This is a genomic window from Candidatus Flexicrinis affinis, assembly GCA_016716525.1.
Lineage (GTDB): Bacteria > Chloroflexota > Anaerolineae > Aggregatilineales > Phototrophicaceae > Flexicrinis > Flexicrinis affinis.
This window is the reverse complement of the sequence record JADJWE010000007.1, coordinates 288141-311487: the sequence shown is the minus strand read 5'-3', so window position 1 is coordinate 311487 and position 23347 is coordinate 288141. Positions and strand designations below refer to the sequence as shown.

Annotated in this window: 22 protein-coding genes; 14 read left to right on the top strand and 8 right to left on the bottom strand. The window is 63.2% G+C overall.

The features are described 5' to 3' along the window. The first annotated feature begins 193 nt into the window (after positions 1 to 193). From IPM16_18970 to IPM16_18955, 4 genes are all read left to right on the top strand, one after another. On the top strand, positions 194 to 1354 hold the full coding sequence (locus tag IPM16_18970; protein ID MBK9125186.1) for a hypothetical protein: 1161 nt from the start codon (positions 194 to 196) through the stop codon (positions 1352 to 1354). Between the two features lie 45 nt (positions 1355 to 1399). Continuing rightward, positions 1400 to 1888 (top strand): type III secretion system chaperone, encoded by a 489-nt coding sequence (locus IPM16_18965; protein ID MBK9125185.1) that lies wholly within the window; start codon positions 1400 to 1402, stop codon positions 1886 to 1888. 10 nt (positions 1889 to 1898) lie between these two features. Further along, positions 1899 to 2360: a hypothetical protein gene (locus tag IPM16_18960; protein MBK9125184.1), complete on the top strand. Its 462-nt coding sequence runs from the start codon at positions 1899 to 1901 to the stop codon at positions 2358 to 2360. Between the two features lie 126 nt (positions 2361 to 2486). Then, on the top strand, positions 2487 to 2999 hold the full coding sequence (locus tag IPM16_18955; GenBank protein ID MBK9125183.1) for a DinB family protein: 513 nt from the start codon (positions 2487 to 2489) through the stop codon (positions 2997 to 2999). 7 nt (positions 3000 to 3006) lie between these two features. On the opposite strand, the gene IPM16_18950 is transcribed toward IPM16_18955, so the two are convergent. Together IPM16_18950 and IPM16_18945 are read right to left on the bottom strand one after the other, a co-directional pair. After that, entirely contained in the window at positions 3007 to 3456 is a 450-nt protein-coding gene (locus IPM16_18950) for a pyridoxamine 5'-phosphate oxidase family protein (protein ID MBK9125182.1), read from the bottom strand. 9 nt (positions 3457 to 3465) lie between these two features. Then, a complete protein-coding gene (locus IPM16_18945; GenBank protein MBK9125181.1) occupies positions 3466 to 3816 on the bottom strand; it encodes a nuclear transport factor 2 family protein in 351 nt (116 codons plus the stop codon). A gap of 63 nt (positions 3817 to 3879) precedes the next feature. On the opposite strand from IPM16_18945, the gene IPM16_18940 reads away from it, so the two are divergent. Beyond that, positions 3880 to 4491 (top strand): immunity 17 family protein, encoded by a 612-nt coding sequence (locus IPM16_18940; GenBank protein MBK9125180.1) that lies wholly within the window; start codon positions 3880 to 3882, stop codon positions 4489 to 4491. Positions 4492 to 4566: 75 nt separating this feature from the next. Continuing rightward, positions 4567 to 5229 (top strand): immunity 17 family protein, encoded by a 663-nt coding sequence (locus tag IPM16_18935; protein MBK9125179.1) that lies wholly within the window; start codon positions 4567 to 4569, stop codon positions 5227 to 5229. An 8-nt stretch (positions 5230 to 5237) separates the two neighbouring features. Here the strand turns inward: IPM16_18935 and IPM16_18930 are convergent, their stop codons facing one another. Both IPM16_18930 and IPM16_18925 read right to left on the bottom strand, forming a co-directional pair. Beyond that, positions 5238 to 5795, bottom strand: a complete 558-nt coding sequence (locus IPM16_18930; GenBank protein ID MBK9125178.1) for a GNAT family N-acetyltransferase — start codon at positions 5793 to 5795, stop codon at positions 5238 to 5240. 91 nt (positions 5796 to 5886) lie between these two features. Further along, positions 5887 to 7290 carry a hypothetical protein gene (locus tag IPM16_18925; GenBank protein MBK9125177.1) on the bottom strand — a complete coding sequence of 468 codons (1404 nt, stop codon included), beginning with the start codon at positions 7288 to 7290 and terminating at the stop codon, positions 5887 to 5889. A 127-nt stretch (positions 7291 to 7417) separates the two neighbouring features. Between IPM16_18925 and IPM16_18920 the strand changes: the two genes are divergently transcribed. Next, positions 7418 to 7846, top strand: coding sequence for a hypothetical protein (locus IPM16_18920; protein MBK9125176.1), 429 nt, complete (start codon positions 7418 to 7420; stop codon positions 7844 to 7846). A gap of 67 nt (positions 7847 to 7913) precedes the next feature. Here the strand turns inward: IPM16_18920 and IPM16_18915 are convergent, their stop codons facing one another. Then, the gene (locus IPM16_18915) at positions 7914 to 9563 is read right to left on the bottom strand and encodes an AAA family ATPase (protein ID MBK9125175.1); all 1650 of its coding nucleotides are present in this window, start codon (positions 9561 to 9563) and stop codon (positions 7914 to 7916) included. 182 nt (positions 9564 to 9745) lie between these two features. Next, positions 9746 to 10684 (bottom strand): hypothetical protein, encoded by a 939-nt coding sequence (locus tag IPM16_18910; GenBank protein MBK9125174.1) that lies wholly within the window; start codon positions 10682 to 10684, stop codon positions 9746 to 9748. A gap of 156 nt (positions 10685 to 10840) precedes the next feature. On the opposite strand from IPM16_18910, the gene IPM16_18905 reads away from it, so the two are divergent. After that, positions 10841 to 12352, top strand: coding sequence for a fasciclin domain-containing protein (locus IPM16_18905; GenBank protein ID MBK9125173.1), 1512 nt, complete (start codon positions 10841 to 10843; stop codon positions 12350 to 12352). A gap of 72 nt (positions 12353 to 12424) precedes the next feature. Here IPM16_18905 and IPM16_18900 read toward each other — a convergent pair whose 3' ends face one another. Continuing rightward, positions 12425 to 13723, bottom strand: a complete 1299-nt coding sequence (locus IPM16_18900; protein MBK9125172.1) for a DUF3048 domain-containing protein — start codon at positions 13721 to 13723, stop codon at positions 12425 to 12427. Positions 13724 to 13937: 214 nt separating this feature from the next. Here IPM16_18900 and IPM16_18895 point away from each other — a divergent pair, with 214 nt between their 5' ends. After that, the gene (locus IPM16_18895; protein ID MBK9125171.1) at positions 13938 to 14882 is read left to right on the top strand and encodes an MBL fold metallo-hydrolase; all 945 of its coding nucleotides are present in this window, start codon (positions 13938 to 13940) and stop codon (positions 14880 to 14882) included. Positions 14883 to 15030: 148 nt separating this feature from the next. Here the strand turns inward: IPM16_18895 and IPM16_18890 are convergent, their stop codons facing one another. Beyond that, positions 15031 to 16122, bottom strand: coding sequence for an aminopeptidase P family protein (locus IPM16_18890; GenBank protein MBK9125170.1), 1092 nt, complete (start codon positions 16120 to 16122; stop codon positions 15031 to 15033). Between the two features lie 95 nt (positions 16123 to 16217). Between IPM16_18890 and IPM16_18885 the strand changes: the two genes are divergently transcribed. The 5 genes from IPM16_18885 (at position 16218) to IPM16_18865 (ending at position 23316) form a co-directional block, all read left to right on the top strand. Beyond that, positions 16218 to 17957: a cellulase family glycosylhydrolase gene (locus IPM16_18885; protein MBK9125169.1), complete on the top strand. Its 1740-nt coding sequence runs from the start codon at positions 16218 to 16220 to the stop codon at positions 17955 to 17957. Between the two features lie 66 nt (positions 17958 to 18023). Further along, on the top strand, positions 18024 to 19229 hold the full coding sequence (locus IPM16_18880) for an SRPBCC domain-containing protein (protein ID MBK9125168.1): 1206 nt from the start codon (positions 18024 to 18026) through the stop codon (positions 19227 to 19229). An 18-nt stretch (positions 19230 to 19247) separates the two neighbouring features. Beyond that, a complete protein-coding gene (locus IPM16_18875; GenBank protein MBK9125167.1) occupies positions 19248 to 20450 on the top strand; it encodes an SRPBCC domain-containing protein in 1203 nt (400 codons plus the stop codon). A gap of 71 nt (positions 20451 to 20521) precedes the next feature. Then, positions 20522 to 21739, top strand: a complete 1218-nt coding sequence (locus tag IPM16_18870) for a hypothetical protein (protein ID MBK9125166.1) — start codon at positions 20522 to 20524, stop codon at positions 21737 to 21739. 2 nt (positions 21740 to 21741) lie between these two features. Continuing rightward, positions 21742 to 23316 (top strand): UDP-N-acetylmuramoyl-L-alanyl-D-glutamate--2,6-diaminopimelate ligase, encoded by a 1575-nt coding sequence (locus IPM16_18865; GenBank protein ID MBK9125165.1) that lies wholly within the window; start codon positions 21742 to 21744, stop codon positions 23314 to 23316. Positions 23317 to 23347: the final 31 nt, after the last annotated feature.

Below are 23347 nucleotides of genomic sequence, written 5' to 3'. Positions count from 1 at the left end.
CCTTGACCTGCCTACTCCGGCAGGCGCGTTTCCCTTTGCCTCTATTGTGTCATTTTATGGGAACCGTCGCAATCGGCTAACGAACAAGACGCGCCGGTGGATAGAGCCAATCCGTCTGCTGAGAAGCGTTGTTTTGCCATTTTGCCGCCTATCAACTATGCTACGAAGCAACGGTGTCAACGGAGTAAGACACATGCCTGATCGAACTGCGCGTGAGCGCGCAAACCGCGCAAACGCGCCCAAAATCAGCATTAAGAACGGTCTCTCACGGTTCGACGCCGGGGTGACGCCTCAGATTGGCCTCCAGTTGCAGGGGCGCGAGGTGGTTCAGCTTCAACGGCTGATCGGCAATCGGGCCACCGCGCGCATAGTCGCCACACAGCGCATACAGCCCGCGCCGACGAAGGCGCTTCAGCGCAAGGGCAAAGACTTCAGCGATCTGGACTCCACCCAGTTCCGCGTATCGGGCGGCAAGACCGACCGCAAGATCGAGGTTGTCGAGCGCACGCAAAAACCGAACGGCCAAGTCGTGTACTTCGCGACCGGCGAAGTCACCGGTTTCAACGGCAAGCGCCCGATCATCAGGCAGTACGATGTGCCCGTCTCGCTGGGCAACTGGTATCCGTCGGTGACCCATATCAATGGGATGGCGGTTGCGCCTCAGTCTGGCCTCAACAGCGCGGTTGCGCTGCTCGATGCCGTGAACGATGCGATGGGCAGCGCGACCGATTCCGCTTTCGATCAGAGCGCCATTGATGTGCTGTACACCTACAGCGCACAGCGCGGCGGCCTCGTCAGCGACTTGTGGGACTGCATCAAGGGAAAGGTGCGCGTCAACGATCGGGCGACCGGCAAGCAGGTCGAGATCATGCTGGACGCGATCACCCGCAAGAAACGCACCACCGTGTCCGCCCACAGCCGCGGCACGATCAAGACCGACAACGCGGTTCGCAAAGTGCACAAGAAGACGACGCGAGACCTCTTGCCGTCGCTGCGCAAGCAGCACTACAACGCGCTGGTCAAGAAGTGGGAGGGCGCCGATACCGGCATCGGCATCGGGCCTAAGGAAATGGCTGAGATGGAGCTGTACCGGATGGCCGAACAAGAGGCCAAGCAGGTCATGGATCGGTATATCCAGCTCATTTATGCCGGCAACGCCGTGCAGTACCCCTCGTCTGCACTCAAGCCGACGCTGTTTGTCGGCGGCTTGGACTTCGTGAGCATGACGGTCGGCTCGTACACCAAGCTGATCAGCGGCGCAAAGAGCGTCGGCAAGCTCGCCGGTCACGGATTTAGCAAGAACTACTCGAAAGCCGTCGGCACGGCGATCGCCCAAGACATCAGGAATAGATAGTGATGCGCGTGTATCTGCAACAATCGCGCCGGAGGGCGAGCCGTTATGGCCTTACGTGAGGACTTGAACGCTGTTCTTGCCGGGTTCGGGCCGGAAATCCGATATGAGATCCCGCCGGTCAACGACGAAGGCATGTCGCGTTTCGTCGTCAAGGTGCCGCCGGAACTCACCGTCCTGCACGATCACCAGCTTGTGGTCGATGTCCGACTCGCCGAGACGGAGGATGCGTTCACACTGTCGTCGCCTGTCGCTGCGCTCGAACAGACTCCGGACGCCGGTTTCTTCGAGGCGCTAATGCGCTTGCAGGCCGAAGACTCAACGATGGGGCGCATTGGCTTGGCGCTGTACGATACAGGCGACTACGACGTGATTCAGGCACAGGTCCACTGGGTGCTAGAGACGATCGACGGCGATCAATTCCGCGCGTTGTATCGCGCCTTCTTCATGGGCCTCGTCAACCTGATCGACGAGGTCGCCGACATGGCGCGTCAAACACGCCGCGTTGTGCCGATCCATCCGGGGCGCGGCGACTGAGAGCAAGGCGATGTGGAACCCGTTTGCGTGGATCATCCGGCTGCTGCGCGGTCCTTCCCGCCGTGCTGAACCCCTCGAAGCGGTGTACGGCGAAGACGTCGTCTACGAAGATGTTCCCTATGTAGACGAGCCGTATGTGGACGTTGATGAATCCGAGATCGCTGCCGACGCGCCGCCCCTAGACGATGAAGAAGGGGATGTCCGGCCCTCGATCTGGGTCAACATCAAGCTCGGTGACGACGGGCTTGTCACTGACGCCGATCACGAGCTGCGATACGAGATCGAGAACGCCATCGAAGAACGCGGCATCGGCGACTGGTACGGCAGCGGTTCCGGCGAGGGCTGGATGGATGTCGCGTTCATCGTGAGGGAGGGCGACTCGGTTCGTTCCGCCGTGTCCGCCGTGCGTACGATCCTGCGCGAGCTTCATGTGCCCGAAGACCGTGTGCGCATCGACGTCTTTAACGATTAGCGCCAATTCTGGCACTTCGCGCCGGCTCCGGTTCTAATGTTGCTGTTCCGATCGTGTGCAGAGGCTTTGCCTAGGCGCCCCAACGATCGAATGGCCTTTGCGACGTCGCATCCGGAGGGACGGACCATGCCGCATCCACTCGTCGTACAGCTTCGATTCACGCGGTCGGAGCTTCAGCGTGCGCTCAAAGGGGTCAGCGCGGAAGACGCGATTAAGCGCATGGGCCCGATGAACTGCATCAGTTGGATCATCGGGCATCTCGCGTGGCAGGAGCAGCTCTACTGGCTGACCCACGCCAACGGCGAGACGCCGGTGCCGGAGGTCAAGGCGTGCGGCTATGGCGAGCCGGCCTCGACGCCCGACATCGACGCGATGTGGGACGCGTGGAAGCGCGTCACTGACGCGACCGACCCGTGGCTCGATACGCTCGACAGCGCGGCGTTGGAGAGCCACACGCTGCGGCGTGTCGCGCCATATGCGCCGTACAAAGAGAGCGTCGGCACGCGCATGCGCCGCGTCACCTACCACTACTGGTTTCACATTGGGGAAGCACTGGCGATCCGGCAGATGCTCGGCCACACCGGGCTGGGCGATTTTGTCGGCGCCATTGGCGAGAAGGCTCCATACGTGCCGGAGTGATCGAGGACTACTTCGACTCGCTGCGCCACTGCTTGCGGATCGGCCCGTCGTCGCTGTAGGTGGTGCCGAGCGCGCGCTCGATCCGCAGTTCGAACAGGATGTACCGTTCTCGCGGCGTGTATGACGCCAGCGAGTCGCATTCGGCGCGCACGTGCGGGTCGGTGATCAGCTCGGCCCGCCCATGGACGATAAACTCGCCCGCACCGCCGTCGTTGTCCTCGACGCCGCCGTGCAGCGCAAAACGCGGATCGCGGTGCAGGTCATGGCCCTTCGGGGATGTCGGCTCCATGTAGACGTACAGCCGTCCGCCGCCGACCTGCGGCGTGACCGGATGGACACGCGGCCCGCCATCCGCGCGCACCGTCGCCAGATAGCTTACGCGCCCGGCAAGCCGGCCCCGGCCAAACGCGGCCAGTTCCGGTGCCGCGCCTTCGAATTCCGCCCAATTCACTGTCATGCCTGATTCTCACCCCTTCACATACGAGAATTTCTCTGCGACCTTGCCGTCTCGCACGCGCATCACGTCGACGCCGCGCACGTGCCCGCCGCCCCACGTATAACGCCAGCGGATCACGCCGCGGTCGCCGCCGGCGAACATCTCCTCGACCTCGAAGTGCGCGTTGGGCGAGGCGGCGAACAGCCGTTCCCACATCCCGCGCACGTCTGCCTGACCAGCGTACCGTTCTCCGTCCGGCGCGGGGCTGGTGTTCTCGAAGACGCAGTCGTCGGTCATCAGCGCCATGATCGCGTCGACGTCGTGCGCGTTGAACGCGTCGTGAAAGCGGGAGATGACGCTGAGAGGGTCGGTATTCTCCATGCTGAATCGCTCCTAAGGCGCATATAGTTGCAGTATAAAGCCAATTGTAGGGGATGGTGGCCGATGAACACGATGTTCGTGATTGCGGGGCTGCTGGTGTTGGGCGCAGGGCTGATCCTGTTCTACGGCGCGGTGATGAACAGCGATTGGCTGTTTGCCATGCGCCGTTCGCGCTTGTGGGTTGCGCTGCTGGGCCGCACAGGAGCACAGATCGTCTTTGGCGTGATCGGCTTCGCGGCGCTGTTCGGCGGCGGGTTTCTGGCGGTGATCGGTGTGATGAACGTCGACACCAGCGGCCTGCTCGGGACGTCGTATCAGCCGCGGTTCTTCGACGGTGTCGTGCAGTATCGGACGTTTACCGTGTATCTGATGCCGCCCCCACCGAACTACACGCCTCGCGGGGCACAGGGCTTCGAGCGGTTAATCACGCGCGAGCAGTTCGCCAACCATCGTTACGGGGTAAATTGGGGCAACTACGAAAACACAGGCGGAACAATGCCGACCAACGACGACATCCTCGCGCTGATCTCCCGTGAGCCAGACTTTTCAACAGGGTGGGTGGTCGCTACCGGGCGGCCAAATGGTGAAGTCTATGTCTATTTCGAATTCGTCGAGGTCAACTCGCCCACCGATTGGAAGTTCGGGCATATCACCAACGGTGTACGAATTCAGTGATCGAGCTTCTTCGCCTTACCACGACACTGGTGGCGAAGACCGGCTAAGTGCCCGACCCAAGAGGAGGATCACGCTGTGAACGGGCAGTACATAGTTGTTGGTCTCATTCTGCTCTTGCCGGGGCTGGCGCTGTTCTATGGGGCGGTGATGAACAGCGACTGGCTGTTTGCCATGCGCCGCTCGCAGCTGTGGGTGCGTTTGCTGGGCCGGACCGGGGCACAAATCGCCTTTGGCGTAATCGGCTTTGCCACGCTGTTCGGCGGCGGATTTCTGTCGGTGGCCGGACTGCTGGACGCGCCCCTTGAGATTGTCCCGCAGGCCACCGTTGCTGCCGGGGTAGGGCGCTTAGCGGAGAACTACGCTCCCCCAACACCGTCCGCGCTCGGCTTCTTCGATGGCGGCATTCGCTATGCCCGCCGCGTCATGTATCTCTCGCCACCTCCGCCGGGATACGTGTCGCAGGCGCCGGACAGGCTGCGCGATGTCATGACCTACGAGCAGTTCGCCGCGCATCAGGGGGGTATGAACTGGGGCGATTATGCAACAGGTTCAATGCAGACCAACGATGACATCTTGACGCTTGTCGCTCAGGCACAGGGCTTTTCGTCGGGCTGGGTCATCATCGTTGCACCCCCGTTTAGCTACCGCTATGTCGAACACGAATTCTTCGACGTTGTATCGCCGACCGATTGGAAGATCGGGCGGGTGACCGAACGGGTGCGCGCCGACCCGGACTAGTCTGCCGTTCAATCGCGCTTTGCAATCCACTCGTCGCGCAAAATGCCGTAGTTCAGGATGTCCCAGCGCTTGCCTTCGCGCCAGACGGACTGGCGGACCGTGCCTTCCAGCTTGAACCCGACCTTTTCGTAAGCACGGATACCCGCGGCGTTGTAACTCATTACGCGCAGGCCGACGCGGTATAGACCTAGTTCGTCGAAGGCGTAATCGAGCAGCAGGCCGATGGCTTCCGGACCGTAGCCCTTGCCGCGGTAGTCCGGGTCGCCGATGCCGATGGCGAACATCGCGGCGGCGTTCGGGTACTTGATGTCGAACAGCGCCACAAAGCCGATGCGCTTGTTCTCCGGCAGCGCGACGAGCATGAACGACTGCGATTCGGCGAACTGCTGTGTCGGCTGACCGACCCAGCCCTCGTTTGCGGCCGGGTTGATCGGCCGGATCGGGTCGTCGTCGAGGTTGCGCAGGTAGTCGCTGTCGTGCGACCACGCGGCGAAAAGCTCGCGGTCTTCGGGCACTTGCGCCACCAGCGCGATGCGGGCGCTCTTGAACAGCGGTCGAAACGTCATGCATCACTCCTAAAGGGCCGTGTCAAACAAAATGGGGGCGTGCACGACGCCCCCAAAACCATACAAGACGCGGATGCCGAACGGACACCCACTATTCGGGTGTCGTGAAGGCCTCGACGCTGAAGCTGCCTCCCCAAGAACCGTAGTCCTCGGTGGTGACGCCGTTGCGCTCGCTGCCGGTGTAGCTCTCCTGACCCTCCAGCATGTTGACGCGGATCGTGCCGCCGTCGGTCGTGAGGACGCCGGCGTGAACCGCCGCCACACAAACCGAGGAGTCGTCGGTATAGATGTCGGTGCCCCAAACCAAGCCGGCGGTCAGGTCGGCGCCTTCGGCCGGGCAGTTCACGATGTACGATTCCTGACCCGAGAACGAGAACCCGTACGTGCTGTCCGTCCAGCCTGAGTCGTAGACGAAGACTGCCTCGCCGTCCAGAACGACGAACGCCGGCGTGCCGGTGTAGGAGTCGTTAAGCGTAACGGAGCGCAGAATCGTGTCGATTGCCACATCGACGTCTTCGCTCACAGAGCTGGGCACCCACGTGAACGTGATGGTGACGAACAGGTCGCGGTTGAGCGTGACGATGCCGACCGCCTGAGCGACTTCGCCTTCTTCAAGCTCGACGTATTGCGTCGGGTCGTAGAGCTGGATGGTCAGCGTGCTCTCGTCCACCAGCGTAGCGGCATGCTCGGCCGGGTCGTATTCCGCGTGTCCGGCTGATTCAGCGATGTACGAGACGACATCTGTGAAGTACAGCTCGGGGTTGTAGTACTCGCCGACATCGTTCACGCTGATCGACGCGCTGATCGAGAAATCTTCGGTCTGGATGCCGACGAAGGTGTCGACGGTTTCACTGCCGAAGCCCGCCGACCAGCCGTCCGGCAGCGAGACCTCAACGCCGCCGCAGAACTGCACGACGCCTTCCGGCATATCCGCGACGGCGACAGCGCATTCGTCGACGACCAGTTCGTCGGTGTCGACATCCGGCAAGTCGAAGTCGATCTCGGTAATCGAGGCACTGCCGATAACCGCCAAGCCGAGATCACGCACCGTATCGTTCACCGTACCGACCTCGGCCGCGATGATCCCGAACACCGGCCCGACCGCGGTGTCGACAATCACGAGATACCCTTCACCGATGCCCTCAAGGTTGACCAACGTTGACGTACCGCTGCCATTCGCCAGCGTGATCGGCTCGTCATCGCCAACCCGTTCGACATTGATGTCGAAGGTCGCCAACACCGCAATCGGGTCGCTTTCGCCAGTCAGGTCGAAACTGCCGAGGAGGAGGCCGTTGAAGATGAAAAACGCGAACGTCTCGTCCTGATCGGCCACGGCCGCTATGCCCGGTCCAAATTCTTGCACCTGCGCGTCCGATGGGTAGCCGATTGTCAGCGACCCGTCCGAGGTACTAAACGTCTCGGTCAGGTCTTGCGCCGATATCGTCATACCCACTAGTACGAGCACCAGCAGGACTGCGATTCGCTTGAACGTCATTTGTGGGTCTCCTTAAGGAAGTGAAGATGGTGGTTAGCATCGTTTCGCAGGATATGACAGTTTACGAGCGCTGGCAAGCTGAACTCTGCCAATGTACCGCAGTTTACGAGATGCTATACTTCGCCCCATGAGTCGACTGCCCCCTGAACCTCCATTGACCGAACGGATTCCGCCCGATCACCTCGGCATGCTGGTGACGGCGCTCATCCTCGGGCTGCTGGCGTGGGCGGGTCTAGCGGCGTTGATCATGACTCAGCCGCCGCGCATCGGCGGACAGCTGTGGCTGTTTTTCGCGCTGCTCAGCGTCGCCGTGAGCTGTACGGTGCTGCCGTTTGTCCGGTACGTCAACGTGCGCTTCACGCCGATGACGCGCGACCTGCCGCCAAGCGGCGTCATCCTTCGGCAGAGCGTGTGGTTCGGCGTGTACGTCACGATCTGCGCATGGCTTCAAATTCCGCGCGTGCTCAATATGTCGATTGTCATCCTGCTCGCGCTGGCGTTCATCGGCGTCGAGATCTTCCTGCGCATCCGCGAGCTGCCGCATGAGCGGCGATGATCTTGAACACGTGAAACGAAAAGGGACACGCGTGGTGTCCCTTTTGCATGAAACGTCCCAACCGGCGCTAGCCGCGGATGATGCGTACGTGCCGGTTCGGCTCTTCGCCGAAGCTGCGTGATTCCAACTCGGCCTTGCGAGCCAGTTGGTGTTGATGCCGGCGGACCACAGCGCCCTGCGGAGAGAGATCGACGAACGGCGCACCGGCGCGCACCTGAAAGATCGCCGACTCAGCCTCCTGCAGGGCCTTCCCAAAAGGGTCGGCAGCGGACACCTCAAGCCCGAACATGTCGATCAGCGTGTCCTCGATCTGGCTGACGGTGTTGGCCCTCAGCACGTAGATCGGCATACCACGCCGCTCGGCATCGACGATCAGCTTGGGCCGTCGCCGGTAGAGCGTTTTCAGCGTCATGACGGCGTCGGCACGGCCGACATCGTCGGTTACTTCCAGCGAGACGTGCAGACGCTTGGCGGCTTGTACAAGCCGATTGCGCGCCACGCCGTACGCGTGGATCTTCATCGCCTTCAGCTCGCCGCGCCCGCCGCCGCTGATCGGCCTTTGCAGCGTGGGCGGCACGTCAAGCACGGGTGCCGGGCGCTGGCGTTCGACAGAGGTCGGGCGGGTGCCCCGCCGCGGGGCCGGGGCCGCTTCGACGTCCGGTCCATGCCGGCCGTTGCTGCGCCCGAAGCCCTGCGCCTGATTCCGTTCGTCCATCGGCATTTGCTTGACGGCGATGTCCATCGTGCCGTCTGCGAGGCGCGTGCGCACTTGAATCTGCGGTGCGCGCCCGCGCAGGATGGTGTCGACGGCAGTAGCGACGTCCTCGTGCACGACCAGTTCGTCGCGGGTCTTGATCTCGACGAGCACCTCGAACGTGGGCGGGGCGCGGCGTTCCAGCACGGTCTTCTGCGTGCCGCGGCGGCGCGCCTCGTCGTCGGACAAGGTGACCGATTCGATACCGCCGACAAGGTCGGACAGCGTCGGGTTGAGCATCAGGTTGTCGAGCGCGTTGCCGTGCGCCGTGCCGATCAACTGCACGCCGCGCTCGGCGATCGTGCGCGCGGCCATAGCCTCCAACTCGCGGCCGATCTCGTCAATGACGATCACTTCCGGGTTGTGGTTTTCGACGGCTTCGATCATGACCTCGTGCTGGCGCTCCGGGCGGCTGACCTGCATACGGCGCGCACGTCCCACGGCCGGGTGCGGCACGTCGCCGTCGCCGCCGATCTCGTTGGAGGTATCGACGATGACGACGCGCTTGGTATCGGCCAGCACGCGGGCCGCTTCGCGCAGCAGGGTCGTCTTGCCGACGCCCGGCGGGCCAAGCAGCAGAATGCTTTTGCCGGTCACGATCAGGTCGTGCACGATGTCGATGGTACCGTACACCGCACGCCCGACGCGGCACGTCAGGCCGACGACCTGCCCCTTGCGGTTGCGGATCGCAGAGATGCGGTGCAGCGTGCGTTCCATACCGGCGCGGTTATCCGCGTCGAACTGCCCGATGTTCTGTACGATCGAGTCGAGTTCGTCGTGGGTGATCTCTTCTTCTGAGAGGACAACTTCGCGATCGGTGAACCGTGCTGTAGGAGCACGACCGAGGTCGAGGACAACCTCGAGGAGGCTGTCAGTGTTGCCTAAGTTGTCGAGAGCAGTATTGATCCGGTCGGGGAGGACACGCTTGAGTTCTTCGATATTGTCGGTTATCCGTTTTTCCATGTAGGGTTCTGCACTCCGGGATATGAGCCCACCCGTTTTTGGCCCAGTGCGATGCACCGCTGGTCCAGCAGCAGCGCAACCCAGCATTATCAGTATAGCAGTGTTATTTCGCTAACTAGAGTCTAGCGTGGTATTGGTTTACGTCAACCATTGGGGAAATGTCACCCGGAAGCCGTAGGGTGTCACCGCCGGGCATGGTGGCTGTGATTAGGCCGCGCCATCACCCGGTCCAGCTTCTCCACCAGCGCCTCGAACGGGGCGGTACGCACACCGGCCGTGATGTGCTTGACCATCAGCGCCTGCTGCACGCCCGGCACGCAGCCCAGCCGTTCCATCGCGCTGCCCATCCAGTCCTGATAGCGTCGCACGCAGAACGTGATCGGCGTCTTGGCCGCCGGGCTGATCATTTGCAGCGCGGCGTCGAGGATGTGGGCGGCGTCCGGCAGCGTGTCGGGATGCAGGTAGCTCAAGACGTAAATTCCGCGCTTGCCGGTGGAATACGCCACATACCCCTCGACACACCCGTTGCGGTGATAGACCAGCCGGGGCATGTCGCTGGGCGGTACGGCAATCGGCTGAAGCAGAGGCGGCACACACTGCGCAATCAGACCTTGCACGCCGATAATGTCGTTCTGCGTCTCTTCGGTCAGTTGGAAGCGGCTCGGCATTGGCGCGTACATGCCTCGCCGGTGCCACAACTGCTGACGGGTGTAGACGGCGAAACCTGCCGTGCGCAGCACCTCGAACATCGCGCTGTCTTCGGCAACTTCCGCCACCAGCGTATGCGCGCGCATTTTACCGGCCTCGCGGGTCATGGCATCGAGCACGTGTAGCCACGCCGTGTCGTCGGCCGCGGGCGCAGGCTCGGGCGCGATATAGACGACGTGTGCGTTCGGCTCGTCGTCGCGCACTTTGATCTGGCCGATGACCGGGGCCTGCGGACCGCGAGCGATCAACGTCGAAACGCCGCGCGACGGCAGCAGAATACCTGTCAGGCTGCTGCCGACATCGGTCGTGAAGTGGGCCTCGTTGTCCAAACACACACACGACTCGATCAACCGCCGTACGACAGGTAGATCGATCAGTCCGACTGCATGGGTTTCGATTTCGCGTTGACTCATAAGAGTATGATCAGTATTTCAACCACCCACCCATTATAACCCGCCCAATCGGCGTTAGACGCGCATAAAACGCAGCTTTGGATTGACCGGGTCGACTACTTTTATCGTACAGTACGTTTGGAACCGCTTACAACAGAACGACCCCGGGGAGGTTTTATGCGTCGACTGATTGCATCACTCGTACTGATTGCGCTGCTCGTCGCTCCTGCTGCGGCGCAGGAACAGACGATCGCGGCCGTCGCCGGCAACACAGGCGACTTCTCGACCTTGTTCACGCTTCTTAGCACCGCCGATCTGGTCGGCCTGCTGGACGACCCCGACGCCGAGTACACGGTTTTCGCTCCGACCAATGCGGCCTTCGAGGCGCTTCCCGCCGATGTCGTCACAGCCCTCACCACTGACGTGTCGCTCCTCACACGCGTCCTGACCTATCACGTCCTTGAGGGCGCTTACGACGCCGAAGCATTGGCCGTCTTGCCCTTGGCCGCAACGATGGAGATGAGCGCCCTCGACGGCGAGGCGATAGGTTCGTCGCTGGTCTTTACGTCGATTGACGGTGCATTGAGCGTTAACGGCGCACCAGTCGTAACGGCCGACGTGGCGGCGTCGAACGGCATGATCCACATCGTCGAGCGCGTACTCATCCCGCCCGATGTCGCGGTCGAGCTGGGCCTGCGCCCCGACACGACCGACGAGACTGAATATGTCTTGTTCGGGTCTCTCAATCCCGGCGGCTTGGACGGCGATCGCGTGTTCAAGGCGCCCGCGGTCGATCCACAGACGATCGAAGAGGTCACCGGCTTGGCCGACGTTGCCAGCGTGGAGAGCATCGCGTTCGACTCGGCCGGGAATGCGTGGGTGACCGTCGACCTCACGGTGGTAGACGGCACGATCACGAATGGCGGGCTGTTGGTATACACCGACTTCGGTTCCGGCACGTTGGACACGCCGCGTGTGATTGCAGGTGAGAACACGGGGCTGGTTGCCCCTAAAGGGCTGCAGGTGCTTGAGACGATCGACGTCGTCGCCGTGGCAGACAGCGGAGCACGCAACATCAAGTTGTTTGGACTTGACGCGGAGGGCGACGTTGAACCCGCAGCCGTCGTGACCATCGGCGAGAACGGGTCGGTGTGGGATGTTTGGTACGACCTGTTCAACGACACGCTGTACGCCGCCAAGACCAACGGCGAGATCGCCGCGTATGACGGGTTTAGCGCGACTCTGGGCGCGGAAGGCCCGACCCGCCTCATCGTTCCGACGGATGCCGACGGCAGCAAGATTTCGGTCAACCTGCACGGCATCGACATCGACTACGACAGCAACACGGTCATCCTCACCGATGTCGGCGATCCGGCTGTAAACACGGACGGACAGGTGTTCGTCATCAGCGTGATCAGCATTTCGGACGGGCCGACGCCAGTCGACGTGCGTATCGCGGGCGATCAGACGGGCATGGGCAATCCGGTCGACGTGATCTTCGATGGAACGGGAATCTTCATCGCCGAGAAGGCCAACGATACGCTGCTCTATTACGCCGACATTCTGCAGCGCACCGGCGATCTGAACGTCGCGCCGGAGATTGTGCTGCCGGCCCTCAAGGCCGAAAGCGTGGCGCTGTATCCGACGCGCGAAAGCAAGGTGATCGTTGACATGGGGCTGATGCCGTAGCGCCTCGCCTCGCCGAGAATCCAAAACGCCCCGGGACGACCGGGGCGTTTTGCGTCTGACGTGTGACGGTCGCTAATCGCCGGTACTTGCTGCTGGGTCGGGCGTTGGTGATGCCTGCGAAGCGACCTGCGTGGACGTCGCTTCCATGTCGGCATACTGGTCGGTGATGACCGAGTCGCCGAGGAACCGCACGACGCTCACCCATGTGCGCCCCGGCTTGAGCATAATCGGCGTGTTGTTGCCATAGATCAACTGAAGCGCGCTGCCCGGTTCGCGGTCGCGCCGGCGCCAGAAGCCCTGAAAATACTGCCCATCGCGGATGACGAAGGCGCGGCCCTGATCCCACAGCGCGATCTCCATCGACTCGTAGTTCGAGCCTTCGGGGAACAGGTCGGGGCGGCGGTTGTGCGGCACCTCGATGACGACGAGATTGTCCGCCCATAGCTGTTCGCCAGTGGCGGCGTCGGTGTGCGGCACGCCATCGGTGAAGCGCAGATAGCGCCCCGTCGCCGGGTCGAACTGCCAGCGTGCGTCGATCTGGCCGTACCAGTCGACTTCGATGTCGAGCGCAGGCTGCCCGCCCGGGTCGATGATGTCGCTGAACGCGAAGCCGAACGCCCGGTATGGCGTGTTGACGCCGCGCGCGGTCGCTTTTTCCATCAGCTTGTCCGGCTCAAGAAACAGCGTATGCTCGAACGCCTTGTCTTCCTGCGGGATGCGGATGAACCCGGCGTCTTCGTTGTCGCCCTTGAGCGGCGAGAACGTCTGATACACATACGGCGACGACATGATCAGCCGCTGGATCGGCTCAGAGGTGCCGGAGTACGCCAGCAGCGCCTGATACATGGGTAACAGCTCGAGGTCGAGCAGGCGCGCCGAGCGCACCGACCCGACCAGATCGGGCATCTGGCTGCGGAAGATCGCCGCAAAGCGCGTCACGCCGCCTTCGGCCTCGACTTCAAATACCACGTCGGCCATGTTGACGTTGGTCTGTGGGCGCACGATCGGCGGGAAGTTGCTGATCTTGACGATCAGGTTGCGCCTGTTGCGCGCCTCTTCGTTCGGGTACATCTGCCCGGTCAGCGGGTTGATACCCTCGGGGTAGAAGAACGGGCCGATCGGTGTCGGTGTCGGCGTCGGGGTGTTGGTTGGGGTGAACGTCGCCGTTGGGGTGTTGGTCGGCGTGAACGTCGCTGTCGGCGACGGAGTCGGTGTACGCGTCGGCCCCGGTGGCGTATTCGTGATGAACAGGATCGGTTCCGGCTCCGGCGTGTTGGTGTTGAACAACTGCGCATCCGTCGGCGCGCTCATCAGCAGGCTGATGGCGATGCCGGCCAGTACGAGCGGCACGATGCGGGCAAAACGGGTCATAAGCGAGGACGTCCCTACTGTGGTCAGGCCGCAGGACAGTATACGGGCGGGCCGAAGACCGGACTAGGGCGCGGTCGGTTGCCGTAGAGCAAACGGCGGACGGATTGATGACGCGTGAGCCTTCCGAGAACGTTCAATTAACCGGACGCCCGTCCGGAACATTGGCGGTCTACAATGCGACGTGTCCGAAGGGAAGATACTACAGGTGAACCTAATGCGTTCTGACAAGCAAGCTGGACTATCCCGTCGTTCGTTCTTGAAGAGTATGGGCATGGGCGCCGCTGGGGCGACGCTCGCATCGACCGGGCTGGGCGTCTTCGCGCTGCCCGTCAGCGCACAGGGGAGCGCACCCGCTTTCGGCTCGTTCTATCGCACCAATGTCGGCGAGTTTGGATTGACGGTCATTCAGGATCGCGTCGGCACGATTCCCTCCAACGTGCTGGCCGCAAACGCCGACCCGGCCGAACTCAACGCCTTGCTGGAAGCCAACAATCTGCCGCTGGAGCAGCAGAAGTCGACGTTCAACGTCATCGTGCTCGATGCCGGCGACCGGCGCGTCCTCTTCGACACCGGCAACGGCGCAGGCGCGGGCCTGCTGGTCGAGACGCTCGGCATTCTCGGCCTGCCAGCGGATACGATCACCGACGTGCTGATCTCACATATCCACCCCGATCATGTCGGTGGCGCGAGCAGCGACGCGGGGGTGAGCTTTCCCAATGCGACGTATCACATCGGCGAGACGGAGAAGGGCTTCCTCGACAGCGGCGCGCTCGCCAACGCGACGGCAAAGCTCCAGCCCGTGATCGACGCGGGTCAGCTCAACGTGATGCCGGACAGCGGCGAATGGCTGCCGGGCATCACCGCCATGCCGTCGTTCGGGCACACGCCGGGGCACCTCGCGTTCATGATCGCAAACGGTGATGACGCGCTGCTATCAGTCGTCGATGCCGCCAACAACTCGATCGTGTCGGTGGCTCGCCCTGACTGGGCGCTTGGCTTCGACGCCGATCCTGCTGCCGCCGCGACAGCCCGCCGCGCGCTGTTCGAACAGGCCGCGGTCGATGGACTGAAAGTATTCGGCTATCACTTTGCCTTCCCGGGCATGGGCTACATCGTGACCGAAGGCGACGGTTTCCGCTTCGTGCAGGTCAACGGCTAAACACGTTAGGGCGCCGCCCCACGCCATCACACAAGGACGTGCGACCTCTAGGCTCCCATCTCCGCGATTTCGCGGAGATGGGACTGTCAGATGTACGCGAATGCAGGGATGCAAATCCCTGCCGGGGTATGGGGCAGCGCCCAATAGACTACGGCACGATCTGGCGGCGGAACGACGTCAGTTGTTCGGCCCCGGTCTCGGTGATGACGACGTTGTCTTCGATGCGCACGCCGCCCAATCCCGGCACGTAAATCCCCGGCTCGACCGTGAACACGCTGCCGACCGTCAGCGGAGCATCGACGCCGGATGCGATCTGCGGCAGTTCATGGACTTCCAGCCCGAGCCCGTGCCCCGTGCGGTGGATGAAGTATTCGCCGTAGCCCGCCGCTTCGATCACGTCGCGCGCGGCCTTGTCGACGTCGCCGCAGCGCGCGCCCGGCTTACACGCCGCGACGCCAGCACGGTTGGCGGCCACGACCGTCTCATGAATCTTCTGCATCTCGGCGTTCGGCGTGCCATACACGACCGTGCGCGTCAGGTCGGCCGGATACCCTTGATAGCGACCGCCCCAGTCGACGAGTAAGAATTCGCCGGCCTGTAAGGCGCGATCGGTCACGCCGCCGTGCGGCAGCGCCGAGTTGGGGCCGGTCTGCACCAGCGACTCGAAGCTCAAGCCCTGACATCCGTGCTCGATCAGCAGCGAGTCCAGTTTGAGGCCGATCTCGCGTTCGGTCATGCCCGGCTTGACCCACGCAAGCAGCGCGTCGAACGCGGACTCGCTGCGCTTGCACGCCGCGCGCAATGCGGCCAGTTCGCCAGCGTCCTTCTGCTGGCGCAGCAGCAGCAGGTCGGTGCCGATGGGGTGGCGGCGGATAGTCGACTCCGCCGCCTCGAATCCCATCCATTCGAACAGGCGCATCGACATGTCGTCAATCGCAATCGTGCCATCGGCAAGACCAAGCGCCTTGACCGCGGCTTCGAACGCGCCGTGATAGCCCTCTGTATCCGTCCACACGAACAACTGCGCTTCGAGGTCGGGGCGCACATTCACCTGCGGCACCTCTAACGCGGGGATGATAATCGACAGGTGCTCGCCTTGTACCAGCGCGATGATCGGCCGTTCGCTGGTGTGAAAGTTTAGGCCCGTGAAGTACTTGAGGTTGGCCCCCGGCACGAGGGCGATCGCGTCGGCGTTCTGCACCGACTGTGAGAGTTTGGCGCGGCGAGCGGCGTAGTCCATACGAGGTTCCTTTGAGGATCAGGCTGTCCGTAGGCGGATTATACCAGCGCCCCTATAATGCCCGATACGAATCCGCGGTATGAAAAACAGGCTGTATGACGTTGCGGCGAATAGTGATCGTTGGCGTAATTCTCGCGGCCCTGACCGTCGGCCTGCTGCTCGATCTGCGTGCACACGGCTTGGTGTGGCAGGTCTTCTGGTCGCAGACCGGCGAAGAGGAGCCGCTGGCGCAGGTGCGCGGCATGGTCGAGTGGGTGGGAAACCTCATCCGAGCCCAGCCTCGCAACGATCCGCTTGTGCCCGTCCAGCACGCCGGCGAAAACCCGTTCGGCATGAACACGTTCCTGCAGTTGGAACCCGACCCCGCCAAAGTCGAACAGCAGCTCGCGCAGATCAGCGCGGCGGGCTTCGCGTGGATTAGGCAGGAATTCACGTGGGAGGACATCGAGATCCACGGCCGCGGCGACTTTGCGGACCGCCGCAACGTGGACGCGATCGGCGTGGTTGACGCGTGGGCGAAGTACGACCGTATCGTGGATCTCGCAGAGCAGTACGGCCTGCAGATTCAGGCGCGCATCAGCAACCCGCCACAGTGGGCGCAGTCCTCGCCCGAGGCCGGCGACATGGCCCCACCGGTGCTGATCGAGGACTACGTCAACTTCGCGCGCACGTTGGCCGAACGCTATCGGGGCCGCATCCGCTTCTATCAGGTGTGGAACGAGCCGAACATCTACCCGGAGTGGGGCGAGTCGGACGTCGACCCCGAGGCCTACACCGACCTGCTGTGCGCGGCGCATGAGGCGCTCAAAGCGGTCGACCCGGAGATCGTCGTCATCAGCGGGGCGCTGGCGCCGACGATCGAACTCAGCGGGCGCAACCTGAACGATTTCGTGTTCTTCGAGCGCATGTATGCCGCCGGCGCGGGCGCGTGCTTCGACGTGCTCTCGATGCAGGGCTACGGGCTCAACAGCGGGCCGACCGACCGCCGAATGCGCCCGGTCACGGTCAACGTCGGGCGGAGCCAGTACATCCGTGAACTGATGATCGCGCATGGCGACGCGTACAAGCCGATCTGGCTGAGCGAAGCGGCGTGGAACGCCGTACCGGGCGAAGAGGCCGACCCGCGCCCGATCGACGCGCGCTACAACTTCGGGCAGGTCACGCTGGAACAGCAGGCACGCTACATGCCGCTGTTCTACGAGCGCATCCAGTCCGAGTGGCCGTGGGTGGGCGTGGTCAACTACTGGTTCTTTACCCTGCCCGACGACCGTCGCAGCAACGAGAGCTTTTACTATTTCCGTATGGCCGAACCCGATTACAGCGCCGAGAAGCCGTCGTATTCTACGCTGCCCGTATACGACGCCATGCGCGAGTACATCACCGCCGTTGACCATCCGCTGCGGATCGGTGTGCATCAGGCGGGTGAACACTGGCTGATCGAGACGGACGGCGGCGTGATCGATGCCGACGGCACGCAGTTCGGGACGGCGACTTCCGGCGGACATACTACGTTTGTCGCCGAAGGTACCGGCGTGGCGCTGCGCTGGCGGGGCGAGTCGCTGACCGTAACCGTCGACGGGACGACCACGACCTACACAGGCAATGGCTCGACATGGATCGAAACGCCGGTCGCATCTGACCTGTTCGGTGGCCGGTTCGACGTCGTGGTCGAGGGCGGTGCGGCGCTCCTCGACGCGGTCATCGTGCGCGACGATCGTAATGTCGCGGTCGGCGCCATCATTACCGTTGTGCTCGCGATTGCCTGCGCCATTGGGGTGCTTGCGGTCACATTGCGCCGGAAAACCCAATCCGTTCCCAACAATTTAACCATTTGAATTCATTGAAACGACATCGTTGTGCGGTATCCTTGAGGTGAATCATCACTGCACAGGAGGCCGTCAATGAACGTGCTCCGCATCGAAACGAGACTCCCTGCGTCGCGCCATGCGGTCTACACGTGCTGGACATTCGCCAACATGCTTTCGCATTGGCTGTGCGAGCGTGCCACGGTCGACCTGCGCCCCGGCGGCGTGCTCAGCCTGTCGTGGTATCGCGGGCATTGGGCCGCCGGCATCTACAGTGCCGTTGAGCCTGAACAGCGCCTCGCTTTCTCGTGGCTGGAGCACAATGCGCCGGGAGCGACGCAGATCGAGGTCACGTTCGCGGACGCCGGAAGCGACACGAGCATCACCCTCACGCAAAGCGGGTTTGGCAGCGGAGACGCGTGGGAGGCGTATCGTTCTGCGCAAGAATCGGAGTGGGCGCAGCGGCTCGCCGATCTGCACGTCCTACTGGAGACGGCCAATGACGCACGCTATCTGCGCCGCCCGGTGCTGGGGGTGAGCATCGAGCCGTTGTCGCAAAGCCGCGCTGCCGCGCTCGGCCTTCGCGAGGGCCACGGCGTGCAGTTGACCGCTGCGCCCGAAGACGGGCCGGCGGGTCAAGCCGGCTTGCAGCCCGGCGATGCGATCGCTTCAATCGGCGGCGTGCCGATGCACGGGTTCAGCGACATCAGCGTCATTACAAGTCGGTTTGCCGCCGGCGACGTCGTCGAGGTCGCGTATGCCCGCGCTGGCCGTATGCACACGACCGTGATGACGCTAGGCAAGCGCGAACCAGCGCATTACCCGCATGACCGTGAATCGCTGTATACGCTCGTCCGCGAACGCATCGAGCAGGTCGAGACCGATCTCACTGCACTGTTCGATGGCGTGGCGGAGGAGCATTTGCAGGCCCGGCCCGCCGAAGGCGAGTGGAGCGCCAACGACGTTCTCGCGCATCTGATCTGGACCGAGCGCTGGACCCAGCAGGCGTTGTGGCTGATGCACACCGCCGGTGTCGAGATGCGCTGGGGCGAGAACAACCCGTTCGAGATCGACGGGATCCGCGAGCAGTATCCGACCTCGGCCGAGCTGCTGCCGCTGCTCAGGCGCACGCTGCGCGAAGAACTGCGCATGATCGCCTCGATCGACGATCGTACCGCCAGCATTAAGCCGCTGTTCGCACTGATGTCCGGGTGGCTTACCTTCATCGATGCGCACCTGCGCGAGCATTTCGAGCAAATCAGCGCTGCCATTGCCGCGGCGCGCCAGCGTCAGCCTGCTTAGGGATTAGGAGAATAAACGATGTCGATCATTTCCATAGAAACCGTGCTGCCTGCGCCGTCGCGCGCCGTATACGACTGCTTCGCCAATTCCGGATTGATGCGAGTCTGGTTTTCCGATGGCGCGCACACCGACCCGCGCGTGGGCGGGCACTGGCACGCATACTGGAACAACGGCAGCTGGGTGAGTGGAATCTATTCGGTCGTCGAGGAGGGCCACGCGCTGTCGTTCACATGGTGCGGCTCGGGCGACCTCGCGCCAACGCAAGTCGAGCTGAACTTCACCGAAGACGATGGCGGCACACTGCTGCGCATCGTCCATCATCAAGGGGCCGGTGAAGGCTGGATGGAGGCCGCCGCCGGTCGTGAGCGCGCCTGGGAAGCCGCTTTGGTGAACCTGCGCTACCTGTTGCAGACGGGCATTGACCGCCGCTTCGCGCTACGCCCGATGTTCGGCTTCTTCGTCGGCGACAACGACAAAGAGCGTGCCGAAAAGCTCGGCGTGCCGATACATCATGGCGTCGTAGTCGATGGCTTGCCGGAAGGCAGTCCCATGGCGCGTGCCGGCTTCCAGGTCGGCGACGTCATCGTGCAAATCGGCTCCATCGAGGTCAAAGACTACTATGCCATCGGCCGCATTGCCGACACGCATCAAGCCGGTGACACCGTGCCGGTATCGTTCTATCGCGGCCCGGACCACAAGATGGTCGAACTCACACTGGCCCAGCGCCCCCTGCCCCCGCTGCCCGACTCGGTCGGCGGAGTGGTCGCGCAGCTCCAGCGCACAGCGTCGGAACTCGGCGGCGAACTGGATGAGATGATCGGCCAACTGCCGGAAACCGTACTGGCCCACCGGCCCGGCGAGAAGGAGTGGAGCATCACGGATCAGCTCGCGCACCTGATCATGTCCGACCGGTCGCTGGGCTGGCAGATGTGGGCGCTGTGCGGCGGTGACGGCAACGGGACGTGGGGCGGCAACAACGAGATGCACCTCGCCGGTCTCAAGCGCGTATACCCGACCGGCGCCGAAATGCTCGCGGCGCTCAAGCGCACGTTCCAAGAGCTGATCGGCACGGTCGAGGCGATGCCGCAGGACGCGCAGAATAATCCGGCACTGTTCAAGAATGCGGCCTACATCCTGTCGTACTTCGGGCAGCACACGCGGTCCCACTACGACCAGATGCGCGCCTGCATCGAGAGCGCCCACGCGATGCACGTCGCGTAACGCGCACGATCTTCGCAATTCACCGGCCATCCTGTACACTCACGGCTTGCGTACAGGGTGGCCGGATTGTTTTGTCTCGCATGAAAAAGGCGCTGCTGCTGATCGGCTTCTGGGTCGTCGTGACCCCGCTGCTGCTCGAACTCGTCGTTCGGGTGGCGACGCCGATCCTTCCCCCGACGCTGCAGCTCGCCGCGCGGCGCGTCATCGAAGGGGAGTCGACCGACATTAACCGGCTCGGCCTGATGACCATGGACATCGACCACGGCTTCATGATGAAGACGGGTGTCAAGAACGCGCTCTACGGCCCCGGCGAGGGCGTCGCCTTTCACGTCGACACGGTACAAATCCAGAATTCACGCATGGGCTTTCGTTCCGAGCCGTTCGCGCTGGGCGACCGTGTTGATGTAGCCGTCGTCGGCGACAGTTTCAGCTTCTGTTTCACCGAATATGCCGACTGCTGGGTGACGCAGTTCACGCGGTCCACCGGCCTCCACGTCATGAACCTCGCGCAGGGATCGACTGGCAGCGTGAGTCACTGGCGATTCATCGACACTTTCGGGCGCACGTTTGAGCCGCCGCTGGTGATCTGGCAGTTCTTCGTCAACGATTTCAACGAGGACTATCAGCTTGCCTTGCTGCGCGGCGAGATCGACAAGCTGGGCGATACGGTCGTGCCGGAGTACCCTGACGAAGGTGGTCCGATCCTAGGCTGGCTGAGGCGCAACAGCGCGGCGTGGGTGGTCGCGGAGACGGCGCTGGTCGGCGAAGGCGCGTACATCAGCGACTTCGAACGTTACCACTTCAGCAGGCCTTTCACGGTCGAGTACAACGGCCACCGGCTCAACTTCGGCCAACGCTACGAGCAGATCGCGTCGAATCTCGACGATCCGCGCGTGGCCGCCGGCGTGCCGATGACCCGCGATGCGTTGGAACAGGCCCGCGACGCCGTCACAGAGTGGGGCGGTACATTAGCCGTCTTCCTCATCCCGACCCGCGAAGAAGTCTACAGCGACCTGACCGAACCAATCATCGGCGCCGAAGTGATCGACTTGCTGGGCGGGCCGCGTCGCGAAATGCTCGAGTTGTGCGATGAACTCGGCCTGACCTGTCTCGATCTGCTGCCGATCCTGCAAGGTTACGCCCGCGACGGCGAGCACCTGTACTACACCGACGACATGCACTTCAACCCGCGCGGCAACGCCGTCGTCGCTGCCGAGATTGAGACGTGGTTGACCGAGCTCTCTCTACTGCCCGACGGGGACGCCCCCGCACCTACCGACGGAAACTGACGATGCCCAAGACACTCTTTGAACTGCTCGAAGCCCTGCCCGATGAGGACGTGATCGCCGTAACCGCCGACGCTCTCATCCACGCGCCGGTGGTCGAGTCGACCGACGAGGTGCAGCCTCACGGCGTGTTTGTCGCACGCAAGGGCCGCACCGTCGACGGCCACCAGTTCATCGCGAAGGCTGTCGAACGCGGCGCGGCGGCGATTGTCGGTGAACAGCCGATCGAGGGCTTGCCTGTCCCGTACGTGCAAGTGCGCAGTTCAAAAGCAGCGCTCGGCCTGCTGGCGGCGGCGTACTACGACTTTCCATCGCGGCAGTTGGTCGTCGTTGGCGTGACCGGCACCGACGGCAAGACGACCACCAGCACCATGATCCACAGCATCCTCAAGCTCGCGACCGGCGGCACGACCGGCTACATCAGCACGATTGCTGCAGACATCGGCGGGCGCGAGCTGGACACCGGCTTTCACGTCACCACGCCCAGCGCGCCGGACGTGCAGCGCTATCTGGCGCAGATGGTCGAGAACGGCCTGACTCACTGCGTGCTCGAGATGACCTCGCACGGGTTGGCCGAGGGGCGGCTCGTCGGTGTGGACATCGACGCCGCGGTCGTCACCAACATCACCCACGAGCATCTCGACTACCACGGCAGTTGGGACGCCTATCGCGACGCCAAGGCTACCATGTTCCACATGCTGTCGACATCGGCGCGCAAGGCCGGCGTACGCGTCCACCGTGCGTTGGAGGCCCGCGTCTCCGAGCAGACCGTGCCGAAGATCGCCGTCATCAATGTGGACGACAAAGGCGCGAGCACCCTGCTCGACATTCCCACCGACGTGCGCGTGATCTACGGCATCGACAACGACGCGGACTGCCGCGCGGAGGACGTGGTTCTGGGGCCGGGCGGGGCCGAGTTCGAAGTCGGCGCTGCGAAGTTCAAGCTGCCGCTGTTTGGAGCGTTCAACGTGTACAACGCGCTCGCCGCGATTGGCGTGACGCGCGCGCTGGGCGCCAATTACCAGAGCATCTACGACGGATTGGCGGCGGTGACCGCTGTCTCGGGCCGTATGCAATTGATTGACGAGGGTCAGCCGTTTACGGCGATGGTCGATTTCGCCCACACGCCCAACGCGCTCGAAAAGGCGCTGCAAGCGGGTCGCACGGTGATCGGCGACGGCGGGCGGCTGATCGCCGTGTTCGGCAGTGCCGGCCTGCGCGATGTGCAGAAGCGGCGCATGATGGCCGAGACCGCCGCGCGGATGGCCGACATCACCGTGCTGACCGCCGAAGACCCACGCACCGATTCGCTGGATGCGATCCTCGAGATGATGGCCGAAGGCTGCCGGTCTCAAGGCGGCGTGGAGGGCGAGACGTTCTTCCGCGTACCCGACCGCGGCGAGGCGATCTTCCGCGCCTGCCAGATGGCCCGCCCCGGCGACATCGTGATGGCGTGTGGCAAGGGCCACGAGCAGTCGATGTGTTTCGGGACGATCGAATACCCGTGGGACGACCGCGACGCGCTACGCGCTGCCCTGCGCGGCGAACCCCTCAAGACGCTGCCGACCGCACGGCATTGAGCTGTCCGTCTGGGCGGAGGCGTCGTCTGTA

Excerpts from the sequence above, each read along its gene's own strand:
- IPM16_18970 (MBK9125186.1), top strand. The coding sequence starts at position 194 with ATGCCTGATCGAACTGCGCGTGAGCGCGCAAACCGCGCAAACGCGCCC.
- IPM16_18965 (MBK9125185.1), top strand. The coding sequence starts at position 1,400 with ATGGCCTTACGTGAGGACTTGAACGCTGTTCTTGCCGGGTTCGGGCCG.
- IPM16_18960 (MBK9125184.1), top strand. The coding sequence starts at position 1,899 with ATGTGGAACCCGTTTGCGTGGATCATCCGGCTGCTGCGCGGTCCTTCC.
- IPM16_18955 (MBK9125183.1), top strand. The coding sequence starts at position 2,487 with ATGCCGCATCCACTCGTCGTACAGCTTCGATTCACGCGGTCGGAGCTT.
- IPM16_18950 (MBK9125182.1), bottom strand. The coding sequence starts at position 3,456 with ATGACAGTGAATTGGGCGGAATTCGAAGGCGCGGCACCGGAACTGGCC.
- IPM16_18945 (MBK9125181.1), bottom strand. The coding sequence starts at position 3,816 with ATGGAGAATACCGACCCTCTCAGCGTCATCTCCCGCTTTCACGACGCG.
- IPM16_18940 (MBK9125180.1), top strand. The coding sequence starts at position 3,880 with ATGAACACGATGTTCGTGATTGCGGGGCTGCTGGTGTTGGGCGCAGGG.
- IPM16_18930 (MBK9125178.1), bottom strand. The coding sequence starts at position 5,795 with ATGACGTTTCGACCGCTGTTCAAGAGCGCCCGCATCGCGCTGGTGGCG.
- IPM16_18925 (MBK9125177.1), bottom strand. The coding sequence starts at position 7,290 with ATGACGTTCAAGCGAATCGCAGTCCTGCTGGTGCTCGTACTAGTGGGT.
- IPM16_18920 (MBK9125176.1), top strand. The coding sequence starts at position 7,418 with ATGAGTCGACTGCCCCCTGAACCTCCATTGACCGAACGGATTCCGCCC.
- IPM16_18915 (MBK9125175.1), bottom strand. The coding sequence starts at position 9,563 with ATGGAAAAACGGATAACCGACAATATCGAAGAACTCAAGCGTGTCCTC.
- IPM16_18910 (MBK9125174.1), bottom strand. The coding sequence starts at position 10,684 with ATGAGTCAACGCGAAATCGAAACCCATGCAGTCGGACTGATCGATCTA.
- IPM16_18905 (MBK9125173.1), top strand. The coding sequence starts at position 10,841 with ATGCGTCGACTGATTGCATCACTCGTACTGATTGCGCTGCTCGTCGCT.
- IPM16_18900 (MBK9125172.1), bottom strand. The coding sequence starts at position 13,723 with ATGACCCGTTTTGCCCGCATCGTGCCGCTCGTACTGGCCGGCATCGCC.
- IPM16_18895 (MBK9125171.1), top strand. The coding sequence starts at position 13,938 with ATGCGTTCTGACAAGCAAGCTGGACTATCCCGTCGTTCGTTCTTGAAG.
- IPM16_18890 (MBK9125170.1), bottom strand. The coding sequence starts at position 16,122 with ATGGACTACGCCGCTCGCCGCGCCAAACTCTCACAGTCGGTGCAGAAC.
- IPM16_18885 (MBK9125169.1), top strand. The coding sequence starts at position 16,218 with ATGACGTTGCGGCGAATAGTGATCGTTGGCGTAATTCTCGCGGCCCTG.
- IPM16_18880 (MBK9125168.1), top strand. The coding sequence starts at position 18,024 with ATGAACGTGCTCCGCATCGAAACGAGACTCCCTGCGTCGCGCCATGCG.
- IPM16_18875 (MBK9125167.1), top strand. The coding sequence starts at position 19,248 with ATGTCGATCATTTCCATAGAAACCGTGCTGCCTGCGCCGTCGCGCGCC.
- IPM16_18865 (MBK9125165.1), top strand. The coding sequence starts at position 21,742 with ATGCCCAAGACACTCTTTGAACTGCTCGAAGCCCTGCCCGATGAGGAC.